Consider the following 15,417-nt stretch of genomic DNA (forward strand, 5'->3'; position numbering starts at 1 on the left):
GGAATCACGTGTGGGTAATCACCGTAACGTTCACCGCTTAATTCAACGTTCAGTTGGCCTTCAGCGCTGATTTGGTAGCGATATTCACAACGCATACCGAAATCAAATACAGGTGGAGCAATGATGCTGGTGGTCGTGATCTCTACCTTGCCATTTACCTGTTCAACGTTCACGCATTCAAGGTCAATGCTACGGAAGTGCTCTTGCATGATCTGCAGGTGTGCAGGCTCCCAGTAACCATCGTGCTCTTGCTTATGGTTATCGATCATTGGTTTGAAGAAGTTTAGTTTTGGTTCTGACTTAATCAGCTCTTCACCGTTTACTAACCATGACGTTAGCTTGCCGTTCACTTTCGAGAAGTTCAGAGCAAAGTTGTGGCCTTTGATTAGGTAAGCGAGGCGAGATTCTTCCACATTCAGTGCTGTAGCATTGTTGTTAGTAAATGCTTCTAGCTGCGCTGTATTCTCTTTTACTTGGAATTGGTAAACCGCGATATCGTGGTTCGCTTCGCTGTAAGGCGTGCGAGAATCTTTACGTACCGTGAAGTTCACAAACACTTCGCGCTCATCAAGCTCAGGTAAGCTTAGAGTCAATTCACGACTTGAGTTTTCAGCTAGCTCTTCCACTTTGATGTGCTGTACAGCAATGGTCTCACCTTCAGCGCGAATTTCTGCTGTGATGGTGTAGTCATTGATGTTTGAGAACCAAAGTTTGTTATCTACCGTGAATGTACCGTCTTCAGCGTTGAAGTCGCGAAGCTTCACAGGCGCAATGACTTGCTTATATTCTTTTAAGCCCGGGCCAGGTGTTTGGTCTGGGTAGACCAAACCGTCCATGCAGAAGTTGTAGTTGTTCGGGTAGTCGCCGTAGTCACCGCCGTATTTGTAGAATTCAGTACCTGCTTCATCACGCGCTAGAATGCCGTGGTCACACCATTCCCAAACATAGTGACCTTGAATAGCATCATGCTTGTAGAACACGTTTTGGTATTCAGTTAGACCGCCAGGGCCGTTACCCATTGCGTGCGCGTATTCACAGATGATGCGTGGTTTTTCGTGTGGGAATTCACCGAAGGCATTCATCAGCTGAGCGCGTGAGTACATGGTTGAAATGATATCAACTACTTCAGCATCACGGTCTTCTTCGTAGTGAACCAGACGTGTGTCATCAATCGCTTTTGCCGCATCGTACATAGAACGAATGTTACAACCGTAGCCAGACTCGTTACCTAGTGACCACATGATGATTGAAGGGTGGTTCTTTTGTGCGTGGATGTGACGTTCGATACGTTCAACAAACACTGCTTCCCATGCTGCATCGTTGGTGATGCGGCTTAGGTCGTCAACGTTAGCAAAACCATGTGTTTCTACATCGGTTTCGCCCATTACGAATAGGCCGTAAATATCACACAGTTCGTAGAAGCGTGGGTCGTTCGGGTAGTGTGCCGTACGTACTGAGTTGATGTTGTGTTGCTTCATCAACACTAAGTCTTTCTCTACGCGATCCATGCCAACAGCACGACCTTTTAGGTGGTCGTTGTCATGGCGGTTAACACCATGCAGCATTACGTATTTGTTGTTGATGTAGAACAGACCATCGCGAACTTTAATATCACGGAAACCAACACGCTGTGGAATCACCTCTAGCACTTTGCCATCGGCGTCTTTTAGCGTTAGCAATAGTTGGTAAAGGTAAGGGTTTTCAGCGTTCCATTGAATTGGGTTAACCACATCAATAGAGAATTGAGTATCGGCATTGCCGCCAGTCTGTTGGTTAGGAACAGTTAGGTTATCTACTGAGCCTTGCGAGATAACTTGGCTGCCATCAAGCAATGCGTACTCAAGGGTTGCGTTTGCAGCGGCTGCTAGGTTTTCTAGTGCAACGTTGCACGATAGGGTCGCGCTTTGGTAAGCATCATCAAAGTCAGTACGAACGGTAACATCTTGTACGTGAAGCTGTTCTTTACCCACTAGGTAAACATCACGGAAGATACCGCCAGTCCACCACATGTCTTGGTCTTCAATGTAGGTCGAGTCTGCCCATTGCATTACACGAATTGAAAGTAGGTTGTTGCCTGATTTCACTTGCGCTGAAATGTCGAACTCAGCCGTTAGGCGGCTGCCTTTACTGAAACCCACATATTCGCCGTTTACGTAAACTTCGAAGTAAGTCTCTACGCCGTCAAATTTGATGATGGTTTGTTTTTCGTCCCAGCTTTCGCCAAGGAAAAAAGAGCGTTGGTATGCGCCTGTTGGGTTGTCTGATGGTACGAAAGGTACATCAATTGGGAATGGGAAACCTTCATCTGTGTATTGAAGATCGCCGTGGCCTTCCATTTGCCACATGTTTGGAACCGTGATGTTCCCCCAATCGCTCATCTCCTGAGAGTAGAACTCTTCAGGAACCAGCAGTGGGTTGGTGAAATAGCTGAAATTCCATTGGCCACTCAATAATTGAAAGTGGCTGCTAAGTTCACGCTGAAACGTTTTTGCATTTTTTTCTGATGCGTACGAGAAGAAGTATGCACGCGGTGCCATACGGTTCTCATGTAAGTTCAGGAAGTTTTCCCAGTTGTTCACGTTGCCTCTCTCTCGGTCTGAATGCAATTTGCTGACCGACGTTCTTATGCGTAATTGGGTCGTAGTGAATACGAGTATTTTTGGACTGAGGTAATTATTAGTAAAACTTTTACTAAATGAAAATGGTGAAAACGTTTTACTTTAACCTCATCACGTTTTTTGTGGTCTTTTTACGGTGCTGTGTGATCCACTTAAAAGAATGCTATTTGGTTCTAAATGCAATGGGTTGATAGGGGGCTAGAGGCGTATGAAAGGTAAAAAAAAGCCACAGATTGAGGTCTGTGGCTTGATTTTAGATTTAGTAAAATAAGTAATTACTTTGTGGTGTCTCGAAGTTTTAATTTACTAGGAACGTAGGTTCTTAAAGGGATTGTACGGCCATCGCGTGACTTCTCTATCAGTAAGTTGACCCCTTGAATCCCCATCATTTCAGAATGAATTCGGACAGTAGACAGCGATGGGAAGGTGAACTTAGCTGTTGGAATGTCATTCACACTGATTAAAGAAATATCTTGAGGAATGCTTAGGCCGTGCTCATGTATTGCACGTAAAACACCAATAGCAATGGAGTCTGAGGCAATAAATAGTGCGTTAGGGTGATTGCCTTTAGAAAGCATTTCCTTTGCTAGCTTGTAGCCTGATGAGCTTGAGAAGTCACCACGATAGATATCACTCTCACTGACAACTTGCTTTAGTTTTCCATATTCAGCGAAAGCGACTTCGCGAATATCAGGCGTATTGATATCATCCTGACCGCCAATAAAACCAATGCGTTGATAGCCTTGATCTACAAAGAAGTCGGTAATTTCTTTACTGATCCGGGTAAGGTCAATATCAACAGAATCATAAGGTTGGTTGTGCTCAGTAAAATCAACATAGCAAATGTTGTCGGTGTACTTTTTAGCTTGAGCCAATACTTCAGGGGAAGTTCTTCCTACTAACAAAATACCATTGATATGATTCTTTTCTAGTTGGATTTTACTTTCATAACAACTGGTTAGCTCAACACCTAACTTATCACACTGAGTTTCAATACCGTGTCGAATAGACAAGTAATATGGGTCATTCACTTCAGCTTCTTGTTTATAGTTATAGAGAGCAAGGAAGTGGTGCTTTTGCTTTTTATTCGGCACGTTTCTACGAGAGCTTGTTGTTTTGTATTCCAGCTTCTCTGCAATTTCAAAGATACGTCTTTTGGTCTCTTCCTTGACACTTAGTGTTGGGTCGTCATTGAGAACCCGAGAAACCGTCGCGAGTGAAACGCCTGCTTCAGTTGCTATATCTTTTAACGTTGCCATATTTACATCCTGTTTTTTGGTGCGAATAAGGTGTGCGGGAGACAAAACGCACTGCACCTAAATCTTTTCTGCGTCTATTGTAATCAAACACCACGTCATTGCATTAACTTTTAGTAAAATTTTCCAGTCCAAATCATAGATTTTAATCATTGTTGAATATCAAACATAAATTCTTACATATCAGCATCTTATTGGTGCTTGCTTTAGATTTGTTCATTCTATCTTTTGAGTCGTGTTTATGTGTGATTTGTGTAAACGTTTACACAATGCGCGATTGATCACAGATCAACGGCGAAGTTGATTGCTACAATTTCCGCAGTTGAGAAGTGAGTTATTAAAATTTAACTGTCTTCTAATATGAATAATTAAGAGGGGCGCACTGTGAAAGTACTGGTAACTGGTGGCATGGGTTATATCGGAAGTCACACTTGTATTCAGATGATACAAGCAGGCATGGAACCGATCATTGTAGATAATTTATGTAACAGCAAGGAAGAAGTACTCCAAAGGATCGAGGCACTAACGGGCAAGAAGCCGACGTTTTATTTAGGTGACATCCGAGACGAGTCTTTTCTTAATACCGTGTTTTCTCATCACAATATTCAAGCGGTTATTCATTTTGCTGGGCTGAAAGCAGTCGGTGAATCAGTCGCTAAGCCTTTGGAATACTACGATAATAATGTTAGTGGCTCATTGGTTTTGGCTCGCAGTATGAAAAAAGCAGGCGTGAAAAGCATTGTCTTCAGTTCTTCTGCAACGGTTTATGGTGACCCTGAAGTTGTCCCTATTACAGAGAGTTCCCCAACCGGTGCAACGACGAATCCTTACGGTCGTAGTAAGTACATGGTGGAAGAGTGCTTGAGCGATGTATTCAAGTCTGACCCTGAGTGGAGTGTAACATTACTGCGTTACTTTAACCCTGTCGGCGCACATGCTTCAGGCACGATGGGAGAAGACCCGCAAGGCATCCCAAACAACCTGATGCCTTTTATTGCACAGGTCGCGGTAGGTCGAAGAGATAAGCTTGCTGTATTTGGAAACGATTACCCAACTCCAGATGGTACCGGTGTTCGTGATTATATCCATGTTATGGATTTAGCCGATGGTCACGTCGCAGCACTTCAAGTGGTTGGTGAAAAAGCGGGCCTGCATATTTATAACCTTGGCACTGGAAAAGGTTCAAGCGTACTTGAAATGGTTGATGCATTCGCAAAAGCATCGGGAAAGCCTGTGCCTTATGAAATTTGCCCTCGACGTGAAGGTGATATTGCTGAGTGTTGGGCGAGTACCGCAAAAGCTGAACAAGATCTCGGTTGGAAAGCGACACGCACTGTAATGGAAATGACAGCCGATACCTGGAACTGGCAATCAAATAATCCCAATGGCTACTCCCCGGAGTAATTGAATCTAGCAGTTGAAGCCGTAGTTCTAGTGTCTGTTCTCTGTGCTTTCCAATTTTCTTGGGGAGTGCAGATAAAATAAATTTTAAAGAGTTGAGTAAGTTATATGTCAAATGTTGAGTTTAACCCTGTTGATCACCCACACCGTCGTTATAACCCACTAACGGGTCAGTGGGTTCTAGTGTCGCCGCACCGAGCGAAACGCCCGTGGAGTGGCCAAGACGAAGCACCATCCTTTGAGCAATTACCAACATACGAAGAAAGTTGCTTTTTGTGCCCTACGAATACAAGAATTTCTGGTGATACAAACCCCGATTACCCAGGTACTTATGTTTTTCCTAATGACTTTGCGGCATTAATGCCAGATACACCAGATGTACCAAAATCGGATAACCCCCTGTTCCGTTCTTCTAGCGCACGTGGATTAAGTCGAGTGATCTGTTTTTCACCAGATCACAGCAAAACACTACCAGAATTGTCTGTTCCAGAGATACGCACCGTTGTGGAAACTTGGAACGATCAAATTGAAGAGTTAGGTAAAGAGTATATTTGGGTGCAAGCATTTGAGAATAAGGGTGAAACCATGGGGTGTTCTCAACCCCACCCACATGGACAAATTTGGGCAAATAGTTTTTTACCTAATGAAATTGAGCGTAAAGATAAGCTATTGAAAGAATACCAATTACAAAATGGGTCAAACTTATTGGTGGATTACGTAGAGTCTGAAGTGAAAGACGGATCTCGTACAGTTGTTGAAACCGAACATTGGATTGCGGTTGTACCATACTGGGCTGTATGGCCTTTCGAAACTATGCTACTGCCTAAGACGCATATACGACGCATGAATGATTTAACGAATGAGCAACGCGACGATCTTGCATTAGCCATTCAAAAGCTCACGACTCATTATGACAACTTATTTGAGTGCTCATTCCCATACACAATGGGTTGGCACTATGCGCCTTTCTTTGAGGAAGGTTCAGACATCGATCATTGGCAGTTACATGCATTGTTCTACCCACCGCTACTTCGTTCAGCATCTATTAGAAAGTTCATGAGTGGTTTTGAGGTTTTGGCTGAAACTCAACGTGATTTGACTGCAGAGCAAGCAGCCCAGCGTTTACGCGACGTGAGTGATGTTCACTACAAAGAGCAGTCATAAATTCAAGTAGTACCAGCTAAAAGCTCCCGACACTTTGCCTCACTATTTGAAGGTGGCGCGTTGCTGCCATTTCAACAGTGAACTACAAGCTAGTGAATAAAAAGAATGAAAGTGGTGCCAGTAATAGGGCCTCAAAATATAAAGAGAGAATTAACAATGTCTGACTTAATCCAAAACGTGAAAGCGTCTTTCAATGCGGTTCTGAATTACGCACCGACACACATCATCCAAGCTCCGGGGCGAGTTAACCTGATCGGTGAGCACACCGACTACAACGATGGTTTTGTCCTACCGTGTGCTATTAACTACCAAACGGTTGTCGCAGCAGCGAAACGTGATGACAACATCGTACGCGTCGTGTCTGTCGATTACGGCAACGCTGTGGATGAATTCGACCTGACTCAAGAGATCACATTCCAACAAGATAAAATGTGGGCAAACTACATTCGCGGTGTGGTGAAGTGCTTAAAAGGTCGTGGCTTTGAATTTAAGGGCGCGGATATTTCAGTAACGGGTAACGTGCCTCAAGGTGCGGGTTTAAGCTCTTCTGCTGCATTAGAAGTGGTGATTGGTCAGACGTTCAAGGTTCTTTATAACTTAGAGATTAGCCAAGCTGAGGTTGCACTAAACGGTCAGCAAGCTGAAAACGAATTTGTTGGTTGTAACTGCGGCATTATGGATCAGATGATTTCTGCTGAAGGCCGTGAGAACCATGCGATGCTTTTAGACTGCCGTAGTCTAGAAACACAGGCGGTTTCAATGCCTGAAGACATGTCGGTTGTGATCATCAACTCGAATAAGAAACGTGGTTTAGTTGATAGTGAATACAACACGCGTCGTGAACAGTGTGAAGAAGCGGCGCGTATCTTTGGAGTACCAGCACTACGTGATGTCACCATTGAACAGTTTAATCAGAAAGTGAGTGAGTTAGATGAGCTAGTCGCGAAACGTGCACGCCATGTTATTACTGAAAACGACCGCACTGTAGAGGCCGCTGAAGCTTTGCGTAACCATGACATGAAGCGCATGGGGCAATTAATGGCGGAGTCTCATGCATCTATGCGTGACGATTTTGAAATCACCGTTAACGAAGTCGATGTGTTAGTAGATATGGTCAAAGATGTGATTGGCGAGCAAGGTGGTGTTCGTATGACGGGTGGTGGTTTTGGTGGCTGTATTGTTGCTTTAGTTCCGCCAGCATTAGTGGATGACGTTAAAGCAGTGGTTGAAGAAAAGTACCAAGCAGCTACAGGGTTAAAAGAGTCTATCTATGTGTGCCAAGCTAAAAATGGCGCAGGTTTGATTGCTTAGCGTTTATTTCATTGTTTAACGCGATGTTAAGTTATCGTTCAAATTGTCGTAAGTAATAAAATCTTGTTGGGATAAGGCGTGTTATGTCAGAGCAAATCAGAGTACCAAACTTAGCAGAATCCATGACTCGTGAAGTCGCAAAAGATGGGCAACCTGCCAATGTTATTGAGCTACGTAATCGAAATGGCATGACCGTGACGTTTATGGATATTGGTGCGACATGGTTAAGTTGTACGCTACCAGTTAAAGGTGATGATCGTGAAATGCTTTTAGGCGTAGCCAGTATTGGTGACTTCTATGCTCAACAAGCTTATATGGGGACGACAGTTGGACGATACGCGAACCGAATTGCACAAGGTCAGTTTGATATTGAAGGGCAAAGCTACCAAGCTTCAACAAATCAAGCGGGCAACACCTTACATGGTGGTGATGCAGGTTTTGATAAACGACGCTGGGACATAATCGAGTGCAGTGAACGCTCTGTACTCTTTTGTCTTGAGTCGGCAGATGGTGACCAAGGGTTTCCTGGCAACCTAAAGGTATCGGTACGTTTTGAGTTAACGGACGATAACCAAGTGTCGATTAGCTACCTTGCAAATACAGATAAACCAACCCCTGTTAATTTAACAAATCATGCTTATTTTAATTTGCTTGGCGCTGATAGAGGCTATGACTGTTTAGGGCATATTGTGAGTATTAACGGCTCTCAATACCTTCCAACTAACGAGGTTGGTATTCCCCTTGGTAATCTTAAATCAGTGAAATCAACCAGTTTCGACTTTACAAAGCCTATGGTCGTTGCTGAGCGTTTACTGGGGGATGAGCAGCAAAAGTCTGCGAAAGGGTATGATCATTCTTTCTTACTTGCGGAGCAATGCAAGAACGGGGATTGTGCAGCAACTGTGACTTCACCTGATGGATTAGTCACGTTAAAAGTCTTTTCTAGTAAGCCAGCTATGCAGTTATATACGGGAAATTGGCTAGCAGGTACGCCGAATCGAGCTCAGGGAACATATCAAGACTACGCAGGCATAGCATTGGAAACCCAGTTCTTGCCAGATTCACCAAACCACCCAGAGTGGAAGCAAGAAAGTTGTATTGTGATGCCTGAAAAGGAATACCACTATCAGACGCGTTATGCATTCTGCTTTTAAACGCGATTATATGTAAAACCACTGCACCAGAGTTAAAAAAGCTAGTCTCAGACTAGCTTTTTCGCATTTTATTTATCTTCAACTGTCCAGTAGATAACGACTTCTTTCTTTCCCCATTCCCTGGCTTTTTTAACATCGTTACCCATATAAATATCTATCTTCTTTTTCCAACGTTTGTTCATTTTATCCAGTACTTTGAACGTACCATCAAACCCTTCGATCTTCACTTCTTGATTATGAGTCAGCCCCATTTCGATCAGATCTCTCGAAACCGCAATCGACTTCATTCCTGGTTTTAGAGTATCTCCCCAGGCTGCGAGGTTTGGGGTCGAATCCGTTTCCCCCACGCTAGACGTATAGGCACTAGCGGTCACTTTCAGAGACTGTTCACCATCGCTACAGCCTAATAGTGTCGTAAGTGAAAGCGCGACTACGATTAAACGTTTTAAATCCATTTTACTTCGATTCCATTTTTGTTAGATAAACCAGATGACTATGTTGTTATTTTTCCTAATTGTGCACGCCGTATCATAACTCTTTGRGAGGTTATGAACCATTAAGATTTAGGCTTAACATTCAATAACTAAGAACGGTAGCTATTGTTGTTTTGTGCAGAAAACCACTGTGTCATGAAATCGGTAAAGGTTGATAGTTTGGTGCTTTGACGTAGCTGTTGAGGATAAATGACATAAATGTTGCTCTGAGCAATAAAGTAAGACTCAAGAACTTGTACCAAAGCGCCAGATTTAAGGGCCGGCTCGACCAAGTAACAGGGCATTTTTATAATGCCTTTTCCACGTTTCGCAGCCTTGAGTAATAGAAAGTTGTCATTAATGTGCATGTCACCTTGGGTCTCAACTTCAAAGGTTTCACTGCCATCAAAAAATTGCCACTTGTTTAGGTGAGGGTCGCACAAACAATTGTGTTTATTTAGCTCGACAGGGTGACTAGGCGTACCGTGTTTATCTAAGTAATCAGGCGCAGCACAGCATATGTGTTGATACGGCATGATCTTTTTCGCAATCATGTTTTCTGGTGGGTTGTTGGTTGCTCTTATTGCTAAGTCGAAATGGCTTGTGGCTAAGTCCTCTCGGTTATACCCAACGTCAATATCAAATTCGATTTCTGGGTATTTCTTTTGAAAATCATGGCAAATATCAATTAAGAAACGATGGCTAAAAATCGTAGGTGCAGTGATCCTTAGCATACCGTTTACTTCACTCTTGGTGTGGTCGAGCTCTTTTTCTAATTGAACAATTGAGTCATTAATCGTTCTCATTTTATCGAGAATTTTTTCACCAGCCGCAGTCAAACGAACGGTTCTCGTTGAGCGGATCAAAAGGCTTGTTTCTAGCTCTTTTTCTAGTTGATTGATTTGTGAAGACAGATAGCTGCGAGATATGCCAAGTTCGTCCGCAGCTTTGGAAAAGCTGAGTTGTTTCGCGACTTCGCCAAATAGAGCATAACGCTCAAATCGTTTGTGCATCTTGTGCATAGCCGTGGCCTATATTGCTCTAATTGAGAAAACTGCGTCTAGGGTATCGTTCAATATAAAAGTTAATCAACTGTTATTGTGCTTTATATCGAATTATCTTTTCTCTTTTTTGGGTTTAATTCGACTGCTAGCGGTGCGTATACTGTGATGAGTAAGTCGATGTTGATTAACAAAAACTCGATACAACAAAATTATAAAGGGGCAGTACCGTGGATAACGAACAACAAGTATTTTCACCATTGGTTCAAGGTTATTGGCGTATGGCTGAGTGGGGTATGTCTACTCAGCAGCAGTTATCATTTTTGAAGCAACACGTTGAAGTTGGCATTACGACTGTTGATCACGCTCCTGTGTATGGCGCGTCTGCCTGCGAAAGTATGTTTGGTGATGCGTTGGCACTAGATAAAAGCATGCGCGATAAAATCCAGATCGTGTCGAAGTGCGGTATTTACCCTGAAAACACCAGTGACACTAATAAGCGTGTTTCTCACTATAACAGCAGTAAATCTGCGATTTTGGATTCAGTAGACGAGTCTCTATCGCGTTTAAGAACGGATCACCTTGATGTACTGYTATTGCACCGCCCTGATTTATTAATGGATGCAGACCAAGCAGCAGAGGCTTTTGCTGAGTTAAAAGCACAAGGTAAGGTGAAGCACTTTGGCGTGTCTAATTTCACGACGTCTCAATTCGATTTATTGCAATCGCGTTTAGATACACCACTTATCACCAACCAAGTTGAAATTAACCCAGTTAACTTGCAAGTGACCGAAGACGGCACGTTGGACCAACTGCAACAAGCACGTGTGAAGCCTATGGCGTGGTCTTGTATGGCGGGTGGTCGTATCTTCTCAGATAACTGTGAGCAAATGGTTCGCTYACGTGAAACACTGGCGGGTGTTGGCCAAGAAATCGGCGCAACTTCTATTGATCAGGTGATTTTTGCTTGGGTCATGCATATGCCTTCAAACCCTGTGCCTATTCTTGGCAGTGGTAATTTTGAGCGTGTTCAAGCGGCAGTTGGTTCATTAGAACTTACGTTGACACACGAACAATGGTACCGAATTTGGGTTGCATCAAAAGGTCACGGCGTCGCGTAAATACGCTTAATAAAGCATTTAGCCTATGGTAGGCCAAATGCTTTAAGACTTTGTTGCACATGCCTGAGGCTCTGTTTTTCAAAGGGCTACGCTATCAAAAAAGGCACCTCATTTATGTTCATATGTAGAACATAAATGAGGTGCCTTTCTCGTATTAGGTTGGGTGAAATAAGCGTGTGTTTAGCGGTTAATCTTTTCTACTGAGTTACGACGAACTAATGTTGGAGAGAACATCATAATGTCGCCATTGTTCTTTTCTTCTTTCGCAAGACTTAGGGCTAGACGTGCAGCTTTTTCAGCCATCATCTGAATAGGGTAGCGAATCGTGGTTAGCTTAGGGTGAACATAACGAGCAATAAGTCCATCATCGAAACCGACGATTGATACTTTTTCTGGTGCTTGAATGCCATTTTCATCAAGCACTGATAAGGCACTCGCTGCCATGTAGTCGTTGTAAGCAACAATGCCAGTAATGGGTAGCGATTTAGTCAGGAGGTTGGTCATTGCGTATTCGCCCCCTTCATTACTGGGCTCTGCATATTCAATGTAGCTTGAAGAGAGTTCGATATTATTATCTTTAAGCGCCGCTAAGTAACCCGCAATACGTTGCTCGGAATCTTCAATTTTWTGAGATGAGGCGATGCAGGCAATATTGTGGTGACCATGACGAATTAAAAATTCTGTCGCGAGGTAAGCGCCTTTGTGGTTATCCAAAAAGATGCAGCGGTCTTCTATTTCTTTGATGTGACGGTTGATGACGACCATGCCCTTAACTTCTTTAGCGTAGCCAATCAATTCTTCGTCGGTTAGCCCTTTAGAGTGGATCACCAGTGCGTCACAGCGGCTGTTGATTAGAAGCTCTATGGCTTGACGTTCTTCTTCTCGGTCGTGGTAGCCATTACCAATCAATATATGTTTGCCATTCTCACGAGCAACATTGTCAACGGCTTTGATCAAAGTACCAAAGAAGGGATCAGATACATCGGCAACTAACACACCGACTGTATTTGTGCTCTGGCTAACCAAAGCTCGAGCATTGGCATTAGGGCGGTAACCAAGCTCAGACATAGCTTTTGTTACTGATTTAATGGAATTTGCACTTGCTTTAGGTGACTTATTAATAACTCGAGACACCGTTGCTACTGATACACCAGCTTCGCGTGCTACGTCTTTAATTGTTGCCATGATAAACCTCTGCTCTGATCTTTGTTCATTTAACACTGATGATGTAACTAGCGCAATTTTTCTTTTTTTTTACTTTTGTTTTTGAGAGCTTTACCACTTGTTTTTATAGGGCTTGTTGATAGTGTAAACGAATACACTTTTACTAAACTTTACTTAATTGTGTTCTCAATAACGGGCAAGAGTATTAGCTCTGTTGCTATCTGCTAATAAGGAATAAAAAATGGATACTATCGCATACGGTGATTTCGCGAAGCTGGAAATACGAGTGGGAAAAATTACAGAGGTCGTAAGGCATGAAAACGCTGACAAGCTGTATATCGTACAAATCGATGTGGGTGATAAAAGCCTACAAACGGTGACGAGCTTAGTACCGTATTACACAGAAGAAGAATTGATGGGTAAACAAGTGGTTGTTCTGTGTAACCTAGCGAAAGCGAAAATGCGCGGTGAGACTTCAGAATGCATGTTGCTGTGTGCGGAAACGGATGATGAGTCTGAAAGTGTGTTGCTGACTCCAGAGCGTGTGATGACAGCTGGTGTTAGAATCGTTTAGGTTCAGAGTCTTATCTTAGTTTACTGAGCCTATTGCTGGTTCAGTAAACTAAGAACTTAAGAGGGAAAGTCGGAAATTAAGAACCCAAACGGGCAGCTTGAACCAACCGATCGATCACGGGTTGGTGATGCTTAGAAACCCCGGCTAAATTGCCATATTTAGGCTGGTGGCGATCGTCTTCCATAGGATGTTGCCAACCTTGAGTGTGATGAACAAAGTGCTGAGCAAAACTTTCTGATACTTCCAGACAGCCAGCAAGTACGGTATCGACGTAAGTTTGCATGATTGGGCTGTTGGTACATGGGGCGTCGGGCTTGTCTTTCACGTAAACCCAAATTGGGTGTTCATTATTAAACGTTGAGTCGGTTTCAATTTGATCCGCGGTAATTTGGATGCGGTGATAGCCTCTTTCTCGGCGATCAAACTCTTCTAACGCGACATCATCAATTTCAAGTAGCACACCGTTAACTTGCCCGTCGCCCTGGTTTACGACCAGCGGAGAAAGGGTATAGCTGTCATCAATTTTGCCCCAGTGACGAACTAAGCCGTGAGCAATAGCAGGAATAGCTGTACCAGTTTGTCCTGTCAGTTGTCGCGAAGCCGCATTAATCAAACTTCCATAACCAAATATATACATAACTCTCCTTGCTCTTCTGTGACAAAGTTAGGTGCTAAAGCCTTTCAATAATAAAGCTCTTCGAAAACCCATTATTACTTGTTGCTAAAAAGATTGGTAGTGGCTTTATTGACTTAGTATTGAAGTCATTTATCACCTGTCGAGTCTTTATGACTTTTATTGATTTGGTCTTTTTGACATGGAAATAGGTGATTTTATCTTTGAAGCGTTGATTTACATGACTTTTATAGTTGGCTTGATAAATGCTTAGAGTATGGGGAATGAGTGCTGTTCTAAAAGCACATAGATAGATAAGACAGTTAGGAGTGAGTTTGTTAAATATCACTGATAAGAGCGTTGAAGATACTATCCCTGCGTATTTACGTTTGGGCTTTCGTCCGTTTTTCTTTTTGGGCAGCGCTTACGCGATTATTGCGATTGCGGCTTGGGTATGGATGTTTCAAAACGGCCAACCAAGTGCATTACAAGTTCCGGCATTGTGGTGGCACGTGCATGAGATGTTGTTTGGCTTCTCAATGGCGATTGTAGCGGGTTTTGTACTGACGGCCGTTCAAACTTGGACGGGGGTTAACGGAACCAAGCATCATAGGCTAGCCGTATTAGTAGGGTTGTGGCTTGCGCCTCGTATTTTATTTTGGACACCAGCACCTCTATGGCTTGTATCTTCTGTTGAGGCGCTTTTCCTTATTGCTGTCGCTTATGAAGTGGGCTTCCGAGTCGTGAAGTCAAAAGGCTGGAAGAACCTGTTTTTTGTACCTCTGTTTATTCTTGCTGTGGTGGCAAATTTTGCGAGTTATGCAGCGATCAAAGGCTTACCGCCGTTTCCTGCTTCAGCTGTTTGGCAAGCAATGCTGTGGTGGTTCACCATTTTATTGTCGGTAATGGGTGGCAGAGTGATCCCGTTCTTTACGGCGAAGAAGTTCAACTTCGAAAAAGCACAGCCTTTAGTGTGGCTAGAGTGGGCAGCAAACTTACCACTAGTTGGGCTGTTTATTCTAAGCTTCTTCCCACTGACATTTTCTCAGTTTGGCCAAGAACTCATGCTATTAGCTGGCGTTTTCCAATTGGTGCGTTTTGTTCGTTGGAAAGCATGGTTAACGTTATCTGAACCTCTTGTGTGGGCGTTACATACTGCTTATGTGTGTATTCCTCTCAGTTTATTGTTGCGTGGATTACTTGATAACCCGTTTGCTAATCACAACATGGTGCACTTGTTTGCGATAGGCGCGTTGGGTGGCTTGATCCTCGCGATGATAGCCCGAGTGACAATGGGTCATACTGGTCGAGCTATCTATAACGGGCCGAATATGGCTTTGCCGTTTGGCTTAATTTTTGTTGCGGCGTTATTGAGAAGTGTCGGCGTGAGCTTTTTCCCTGCCTACATGCTAGAGCTTATTAACGTGAGTGCAGCTCTCTGGGTATTTGCGTTTGCTATGTATATGTGGCATTTCGCGATGATGTTATTGAAACCTAGAGCAGATGGACACCCAGGTTAACGATAGCATTTTTGGGCTAATAACAATTTATTGAATTCTATATTCAA

13 protein-coding genes are annotated in these 15,417 nt (G+C 43.3%); 7 read left to right on the forward strand and 6 right to left on the reverse strand.

Annotation, left to right across the window (positions count from 1 at the left end; translation table 11 throughout):
• Positions 1–2,579: beta-galactosidase subunit alpha (ebgA, locus tag L4C33_RS04450; protein WP_428811248.1), on the reverse strand; the 2,579-nt coding region annotated here is incomplete at its 3' end.
• Positions 2,580–2,893: 314 nt separating this feature from the next.
• Complete coding sequence (gene ebgR, locus L4C33_RS04455; RefSeq protein WP_428811249.1) at positions 2,894–3,877, reverse strand: transcriptional regulator EbgR; 984 nt, start codon at positions 3,875–3,877, stop codon at positions 2,894–2,896.
• Between the two features lie 381 nt (positions 3,878–4,258).
• Here ebgR and galE point away from each other — a divergent pair, with 381 nt between their 5' ends.
• The 4 genes from galE to galM all read left to right on the forward strand — a co-directional run bounded on the left by galE (position 4,259) and on the right by galM (position 8,904).
• Positions 4,259–5,278, forward strand: a complete 1,020-nt coding sequence (gene galE, locus L4C33_RS04460) for a UDP-glucose 4-epimerase GalE (RefSeq protein WP_428811250.1) — start codon at positions 4,259–4,261, stop codon at positions 5,276–5,278.
• 105 nt (positions 5,279–5,383) lie between these two features.
• Positions 5,384–6,439 (forward strand): UDP-glucose--hexose-1-phosphate uridylyltransferase, encoded by a 1,056-nt coding sequence (locus L4C33_RS04465; RefSeq protein WP_428811251.1) that lies wholly within the window; start codon positions 5,384–5,386, stop codon positions 6,437–6,439.
• A gap of 156 nt (positions 6,440–6,595) precedes the next feature.
• Positions 6,596–7,750, forward strand: coding sequence for a galactokinase (galK, locus tag L4C33_RS04470; RefSeq protein WP_428811252.1), 1,155 nt, complete (start codon positions 6,596–6,598; stop codon positions 7,748–7,750).
• 83 nt (positions 7,751–7,833) lie between these two features.
• Positions 7,834–8,904: a galactose-1-epimerase gene (galM, locus tag L4C33_RS04475; RefSeq protein ID WP_428811253.1), complete on the forward strand. Its 1,071-nt coding sequence runs from the start codon at positions 7,834–7,836 to the stop codon at positions 8,902–8,904.
• A gap of 68 nt (positions 8,905–8,972) precedes the next feature.
• On the opposite strand, the gene L4C33_RS04480 is transcribed toward galM, so the two are convergent.
• Entirely contained in the window at positions 8,973–9,359 is a 387-nt protein-coding gene (locus L4C33_RS04480; protein ID WP_428811254.1) for a 3D domain-containing protein, read from the reverse strand.
• Positions 9,360–9,487: 128 nt separating this feature from the next.
• On the reverse strand, positions 9,488–10,399 hold the full coding sequence (locus tag L4C33_RS04485; protein WP_428811255.1) for a LysR family transcriptional regulator: 912 nt from the start codon (positions 10,397–10,399) through the stop codon (positions 9,488–9,490).
• Positions 10,400–10,608: 209 nt separating this feature from the next.
• Between L4C33_RS04485 and L4C33_RS04490 the strand changes: the two genes are divergently transcribed.
• Positions 10,609–11,499, forward strand: coding sequence for an aldo/keto reductase (locus L4C33_RS04490; protein ID WP_428811256.1), 891 nt, complete (start codon positions 10,609–10,611; stop codon positions 11,497–11,499).
• Between the two features lie 180 nt (positions 11,500–11,679).
• Here the strand turns inward: L4C33_RS04490 and L4C33_RS04495 are convergent, their stop codons facing one another.
• Complete coding sequence (locus L4C33_RS04495) at positions 11,680–12,684, reverse strand: substrate-binding domain-containing protein (RefSeq protein WP_428811257.1); 1,005 nt, start codon at positions 12,682–12,684, stop codon at positions 11,680–11,682.
• A gap of 220 nt (positions 12,685–12,904) precedes the next feature.
• On the opposite strand from L4C33_RS04495, the gene L4C33_RS04500 reads away from it, so the two are divergent.
• Positions 12,905–13,237 carry a tRNA-binding protein gene (locus L4C33_RS04500; RefSeq protein ID WP_428811258.1) on the forward strand — a complete coding sequence of 111 codons (333 nt, stop codon included), beginning with the start codon at positions 12,905–12,907 and terminating at the stop codon, positions 13,235–13,237.
• 76 nt (positions 13,238–13,313) lie between these two features.
• Here L4C33_RS04500 and L4C33_RS04505 read toward each other — a convergent pair whose 3' ends face one another.
• Positions 13,314–13,874, reverse strand: coding sequence for a gamma-glutamylcyclotransferase family protein (locus L4C33_RS04505; RefSeq protein WP_428811259.1), 561 nt, complete (start codon positions 13,872–13,874; stop codon positions 13,314–13,316).
• A 311-nt stretch (positions 13,875–14,185) separates the two neighbouring features.
• Between L4C33_RS04505 and L4C33_RS04510 the strand changes: the two genes are divergently transcribed.
• Positions 14,186–15,370 carry an NnrS family protein gene (locus tag L4C33_RS04510; RefSeq protein ID WP_428811260.1) on the forward strand — a complete coding sequence of 395 codons (1,185 nt, stop codon included), beginning with the start codon at positions 14,186–14,188 and terminating at the stop codon, positions 15,368–15,370.
• Positions 15,371–15,417: the final 47 nt, after the last annotated feature.

Source organism: Vibrio makurazakiensis (genome assembly GCF_050337375.1).
Taxonomy (GTDB): domain Bacteria; phylum Pseudomonadota; class Gammaproteobacteria; order Enterobacterales; family Vibrionaceae; genus Vibrio; species Vibrio makurazakiensis.

Coding starts and splice junctions, on each gene's coding strand:
- L4C33_RS04500 (WP_428811258.1), top strand. CDS start 12,905: ATGGATACTATCGCATACGGTGATTTCGCGAAGCTGGAAATACGAGTG.
- L4C33_RS04485 (WP_428811255.1), bottom strand. CDS start 10,399: ATGCACAAGATGCACAAACGATTTGAGCGTTATGCTCTATTTGGCGAA.
- L4C33_RS04480 (WP_428811254.1), bottom strand. CDS start 9,359: ATGGATTTAAAACGTTTAATCGTAGTCGCGCTTTCACTTACGACACTA.
- L4C33_RS04505 (WP_428811259.1), bottom strand. CDS start 13,874: ATGTATATATTTGGTTATGGAAGTTTGATTAATGCGGCTTCGCGACAA.
- ebgR (WP_428811249.1), bottom strand. CDS start 3,877: ATGGCAACGTTAAAAGATATAGCAACTGAAGCAGGCGTTTCACTCGCG.
- L4C33_RS04465 (WP_428811251.1), top strand. CDS start 5,384: ATGTCAAATGTTGAGTTTAACCCTGTTGATCACCCACACCGTCGTTAT.
- galK (WP_428811252.1), top strand. CDS start 6,596: ATGTCTGACTTAATCCAAAACGTGAAAGCGTCTTTCAATGCGGTTCTG.
- galM (WP_428811253.1), top strand. CDS start 7,834: ATGTCAGAGCAAATCAGAGTACCAAACTTAGCAGAATCCATGACTCGT.